This is a genomic window from Neobacillus sp. GCM10023253, assembly GCF_042653105.1.
GTDB classification, from domain to species: domain Bacteria; phylum Bacillota; class Bacilli; order Bacillales; family Cytobacillaceae; genus Neobacillus; species Neobacillus citreus.
Genome location: NZ_JBHSHV010000021.1, coordinates 1 through 4,232 on the forward strand (window position 1 = coordinate 1; position 4,232 = coordinate 4,232).

A 4,232-nucleotide genomic window follows, 5' to 3' on the forward strand; every position below is an offset into this window, starting at 1 on the left:
AATGTTACGTTGGCTTCGTTTCAAATGAAACGAATATTATTGTTTGTTGACGTTTTTGTTTGTTTAGTTTTCAAAGAACTATTATTCTAAAGTGGAGCGGGTGATGGGAATCGAACCCACAACAACAGCTTGGAAGGCTGTGGTTTTACCACTAAACTACACCCGCATATAAAATTATGATGGTCGGGAAAACAGGATTCGAACCTGCGACCCCTTGGTCCCAAACCAAGTGCTCTACCAAGCTGAGCTATTTCCCGATATTGGAATTAAACTTTTGAACGCGCCCGACAGGAGTCGAACCCATAACCTTCTGATCCGTAGTCAGACGCTCTATCCAATTGAGCTACGGGCGCTCTTTTTAATCAACTTTTATATCTTATCACATTCGATTTATTATGTCAATATATTTTTTGGTGCGGCCGAGAGGACTTGAACCTCCACGGTGTTGCCACCACTAGGCCCTCAACCTAGCGCGTCTGCCATTCCGCCACGACCGCATTTTAAATTAGCGACAAAGAAAATCATAACATGTTTCCTGAGGTTTTTCAACAGGAAATTATTGGTGCGGGTGAAGGGAGTCGAACCCCCACGCCTTGCGGCGCCAGATCCTAAGTCTGGTGCGTCTGCCAATTCCGCCACACCCGCAAAAAAATGGCTGGGCTAGCAGGATTCGAACCTACGAGTGACGGAGTCAAAGTCCGTTGCCTTACCGCTTGGCTATAGCCCAATATATTTATTTTTCAAGAGAGAAAGAAACAGGAAATGAATTTGTTTCATTCCCCATTCCTGATGACCCCTACGGGATTCGAACCCGTGTTACCGCCGTGAAAGGGCGGTGTCTTAACCGCTTGACCAAGGGGCCGATATTTTAACCTGGCGGAGAAGGAGGGATTTGAACCCTCGCGCCGCTTACGCGACCTACACCCTTAGCAGGGGCGCCTCTTCAGCCACTTGAGTACTTCCCCAATATGGCTCCGCAGGCAGGATTCGAACCTGCGACCGATCGGTTAACAGCCGATAGCTCTACCACTGAGCTACTGCGGAATAACAGCAAATATGAAGCTAGTCCAATAAGGCGTTGCCCTATCGACTCTTTAAATTATAATGACGTCTTTATCTAAAGTCAATACGAATTTTCATAGAAATAAATGGTTCTTCAGACTTTCATTCCAAAAGATATTCTTTGACCTTTTCTAATTTCCCTTTGCAATTTCCACAAACATAGCGACTTGTATCGATGCTTCTTCTGCGCTGATATGGAAGGCTGCACTTTGTGCATTTATATAAAAGTATTTTTTTAGCTTTACGTTTTCTTTTTGGAACATCCGGAAGCTGATTGCAAAACCTTGGTGCCCCTACCTTTTTTAAGAGTGTTTTAAAATCTAAATCACGATGCTTGTATCCCTTGCCTTCAAGGTGAAGATGATAGTGAACTAGTTCGTGTTTGATGATCCCAATTAATTCTTGTTCTCCAAGCTGCTCCAAATACTTTTTATTAATTTCGATATTATGTGTCCCCAAAAGATATCTGCCGCCAGTTGATCTGAGCCGAGAATTAAAGGATGCCTTATGTTTGAAGGGCTTCCCAAAGTACTCCATCGAGATTTTTTCCACCATCAACTGAAGCTCCGAATCCTTCATTTAAGGTTCCCTCACTTTCTTTGCGAACGTGACAACCTATTATAGCATATATTGTATATACCCTTGTGGAGAAACTTTTCGGGAGGTTTAATTTATGCCTACTTGGTTTCAAAACCAAATGAAAAGAGCATTTTATGAAAAAAATCGATATCAAATTAAGATGTTAAATCAATGCTGGTTTTTTTACAGAAAAAAACACTGCTAAGCAAGCAGTGTTTTCATTTATTTTGCTGGAGGAAGCATCGTTAGTGCTACCCGGCCTTTTTTCATATCAACCGAATCTACCCAGACGGTTACTACATCCCCTACTGAGACAATATCGAGCGGATGTTTGACAAATCGAGTACTTAGTTTTGAGATATGAACAAGCCCGTCCTGTTTAACACCAATGTCTACAAAGGCTCCAAAATCAACAACATTTCTGACTGTACCTTGGAGCTCCATTCCGGATTTTAGATCTTCCAGTTTTAAAACATCTTTTTTCAAAAGCGGACGGGGCAGGTCGTCACGCGGATCACGTTCCGGTCTTACAAGTGCGTCAACAATATCCTTCAATGTTAACTCACCAATGGATAACTCTTCAGAAACGGACTTCAAATCAAGTCCGTTCAAGGCAGATATCAACTCTGCAGATCCTAGGTGAGCAGTTGTAAAGCCGAGGTTTTTAAGGAGTTTTTCTACCTCTTTGTAATTTTCCGGGTGAATTCCAGTCCGGTCCAGCGGCTGTTTTCCATCTAATACCCGCAGGAAGCCCACCGCTTGTTCATAGGTCTTTGCACCAAGGCGCGGAACCTTCTTTAATTGCGAGCGGCTGGTGAATTTCCCTTCCTCATCGCGCATTTTCACAATATTATTGGCTGCTGTTTTATTAAGGCCGGCAACATACTGCAGCAAGGAAGATGAGGCAGTATTCACATTCACGCCGACCTGGTTAACTGCCGTTTCCACGACAAAATGGAGTGATTCGGACAAAAGTTTCTGAGATACATCATGCTGGTATTGGCCGACGCCTACTGATTTCGGATCTATCTTAACCAATTCCGCAAGCGGGTCCTGCAGACGGCGGGCAATTGACACGGCACTCCGTTCTTCAACTTGGAAGTTAGGGAATTCCTCTCTTGCTAGATCGGAAGCAGAATACACACTTGCCCCGGCCTCATTCACAATTAGATAAAAGATTTCTCCCTTAACTTCTTTTAAAATATCAGCTACGAATTGCTCTGTCTCTCTTGAGGCTGTCCCGTTTCCGACAGCAACCATCTCAACCTTATAGTCCCGCAATATTTTGATAAACTTGTCTTTTGCTTCCTCGAGCTTTGCTTTCGGTGGGTGCGGGTAAATGACATCAATCTTTAGGACTTTCCCGGTTTCATCCACAACCGCCAGCTTACAGCCTGTCCGATAGGCCGGGTCGACCCCTAAGACGATTTTTCCCTTTAACGGCGGCTGGAGGAGAAGGTTTCTCAAATTCTCTGAGAATATATGAATGGCCTGTTCCTCTGCTTTTACAGTCAATTCACTGCGGATTTCTCGCTCAATAGATGGCTGGATTAATCTTTTGTAGCCGTCTTCGATTGCTTCCAATACAAATGGGGCTGTTGGCGAGTACTCCTTTTTAACCCACTTTTTGGACAAATACGAAATGATGATATCTGAGTTCATTTTGATAGATACTCTTAGAATGTCTTCTTTTTCACCGCGGTTTAGGGCAAGGATACGGTGCGGAACGATTTTATTTACCGGTTCCTCGTATTCATAGTACATTTCGTAAACGTTTTTCTCGTCCTTTTCCGTTTCCTTTACAACAGAGACAACTGTACCGGATTTGAAGGTTTCCCGACGAATCCACTTGCGTCCTTCCGCATCGTCTGACACCATTTCCGCAATGATATCCTTTGCACCGGCTAGCGCATCTTCTATTGTAAGAACCTCTTTTTCTTCCGATAAAAATTCTTTCGCCTTTTCTTCAACACTTTCTTTTGGGAGTGTCAGTAACCATTCGGCCAGCGGCTCAAGGCCTTTTTCTTTAGCTATAGTAGCCTTGGTTCGTCTTTTTTGTTTATAGGGACGGTATAAATCTTCTACCTCTTGGAGCTTTTCAGCTTTTACGATGCTTTGCTGGAGCTCTTCGGTCAGCTTTCCTTGTTCCGCAATGATCCGGAGAACTTCTTCTTTTCTTTGTTCGAGGTTTTGTATGTATTGCCAGCGTTCTAGAATGTTACGGATTTGCACCTCATCGAGGGCACCGGTCATTTCTTTCCGATAGCGAGCGATAAATGGGACGGTATTTCCTTCATTAAGTAAGGAAATGACATTTTTTACTTGCTTATGATTGATTGCCAATTCAGCAGCAATTTTGCCTAGTAACTGTTCGTCTTTTACTATTGTTTCGGTCACAACTTTACCTCCAATTTCCTTTTAACACTTATTGTATCAAATTAGCGCAGGGGTTTCATTATACGGTAAATCAGTACGCTCTTCCTTTCACTTACTTATGAAGGACATTTTTGAGGTTAGTCTAAAAAGTGGACACGTAAAAATGAGATTTAGATTATAATACAATCATCATTTAAAAGGACGTGTTCACATGG

At 42.9% G+C, this 4,232-nt stretch carries 3 protein-coding genes and 9 tRNA genes; 1 reads left to right on the top strand and 11 read right to left on the bottom strand.

Features of this window, described 5'->3' with window-relative positions; genetic code table 11:
* Nucleotides 1-92: 92 nt before the first annotated feature.
* From ACFPA1_RS22270 to ACFPA1_RS22315, 10 genes are all read right to left on the bottom strand, one after another.
* Nucleotides 93-166, bottom strand: a tRNA-Gly gene (locus ACFPA1_RS22270).
* Nucleotides 167-180: 14 nt separating this feature from the next.
* Nucleotides 181-257 (bottom strand) — tRNA-Pro (locus ACFPA1_RS22275).
* Between the two features lie 22 nt (nucleotides 258-279).
* Nucleotides 280-353, bottom strand: a tRNA-Arg gene (locus tag ACFPA1_RS22280).
* A 58-nt stretch (nucleotides 354-411) separates the two neighbouring features.
* Nucleotides 412-497, bottom strand: a tRNA-Leu gene (locus tag ACFPA1_RS22285).
* A gap of 63 nt (nucleotides 498-560) precedes the next feature.
* A tRNA-Leu gene (locus ACFPA1_RS22290) sits at nucleotides 561-645 on the bottom strand.
* A 7-nt stretch (nucleotides 646-652) separates the two neighbouring features.
* Nucleotides 653-727 (bottom strand) — tRNA-Gln (locus tag ACFPA1_RS22295).
* 63 nt (nucleotides 728-790) lie between these two features.
* Nucleotides 791-862 (bottom strand) — tRNA-Glu (locus ACFPA1_RS22300).
* Nucleotides 863-874: 12 nt separating this feature from the next.
* A tRNA-Ser gene (locus ACFPA1_RS22305) sits at nucleotides 875-965 on the bottom strand.
* A 4-nt stretch (nucleotides 966-969) separates the two neighbouring features.
* A tRNA-Asn gene (locus tag ACFPA1_RS22310) sits at nucleotides 970-1,044 on the bottom strand.
* 120 nt (nucleotides 1,045-1,164) lie between these two features.
* Nucleotides 1,165-1,641, bottom strand: a complete 477-nt coding sequence (locus ACFPA1_RS22315) for a SprT family protein (protein ID WP_378585700.1) — start codon at nucleotides 1,639-1,641, stop codon at nucleotides 1,165-1,167.
* A gap of 94 nt (nucleotides 1,642-1,735) precedes the next feature.
* Between ACFPA1_RS22315 and cmpA the strand changes: the two genes are divergently transcribed.
* Nucleotides 1,736-1,846 carry a cortex morphogenetic protein CmpA gene (gene cmpA / locus ACFPA1_RS22320; RefSeq protein WP_213148129.1) on the top strand — a complete coding sequence of 37 codons (111 nt, stop codon included), beginning with the start codon at nucleotides 1,736-1,738 and terminating at the stop codon, nucleotides 1,844-1,846.
* 17 nt (nucleotides 1,847-1,863) lie between these two features.
* Here the strand turns inward: cmpA and ACFPA1_RS22325 are convergent, their stop codons facing one another.
* The gene (locus tag ACFPA1_RS22325; protein WP_378585703.1) at nucleotides 1,864-4,038 is read right to left on the bottom strand and encodes a Tex family protein; all 2,175 of its coding nucleotides are present in this window, start codon (nucleotides 4,036-4,038) and stop codon (nucleotides 1,864-1,866) included.
* Between the last annotated feature and the right edge of the window lie 194 nt (nucleotides 4,039-4,232).

Bases quoted from the DNA above. Each gene is read 5' to 3' on its own strand.
- ACFPA1_RS22315 (WP_378585700.1), bottom strand. From the start codon at position 1,641: ATGAAGGATTCGGAGCTTCAGTTGATGGTGGAAAAAATCTCGATGGAG.
- cmpA (WP_213148129.1), top strand. From the start codon at position 1,736: ATGCCTACTTGGTTTCAAAACCAAATGAAAAGAGCATTTTATGAAAAA.